The sequence below is a fragment of the Kosakonia sp. H7A genome (assembly GCF_003028445.1).
Classification (GTDB): domain Bacteria; phylum Pseudomonadota; class Gammaproteobacteria; order Enterobacterales; family Enterobacteriaceae; genus Kosakonia; species Kosakonia radicincitans.
The window spans coordinates 1-538 of sequence record NZ_PYTZ01000064.1; the positions used below are offsets into that span (position 1 = coordinate 1).

Genomic DNA, 538 nt, shown 5'->3' on the forward strand with positions numbered 1-538 from the left:
CTGGTGAGCGAGAAGCGTGGCCAGTTGCAGCGTTTGGATCCGCGCACAGGTCGCCAGGGGCGCGTGACCGGCGTGCCGACGGTGGACTACGGCGGGCAAGGCGGCTTTGGCGATGTATTGCCGCATCCCGATTTCGCCCGCAATGGCTGGGTGTACCTCAGCTACGCCGAAGCAGGCGAAGGCGATACGCGCGGCGCCGCGGTGGCGCGCGCGAAGCTGGCACTGGACGCACAAGGCGGCGGCACGCTGTCGGAACTCCAGGTGATCTGGCGCCAGGTTCCCAAGGTCAGCGGACGCGGGCACTACGGGCATCGCCTCGCGTTCGGCCCGGACGGCAAGTTGTGGATCACCTCCAGCGAGCGGCAGAAGTTCGACCCCGCTCAAGACATGGGTAGCAACCTGGGCAAAATCCTGCGCCTCAACGAGGACGGCAGCGTGCCCGCCGACAATCCGTTCGCGAAGCAGGGCGGCGTGGCGGCACAGGCCTGGTCATTGGGCCACCGCAACGCCCTCGGCATTGCCTTTGACGCGCAGGGCC

The 538-nt window shown here is 68.0% G+C and carries 1 protein-coding gene; it reads left to right on the forward strand.

What is annotated here, in order from left to right; genetic code table 11:
• A partial coding sequence (locus tag CWM66_RS28180; RefSeq protein WP_146159962.1) for a PQQ-dependent sugar dehydrogenase occupies positions 1-538 on the forward strand: 538 nt, incomplete at both ends.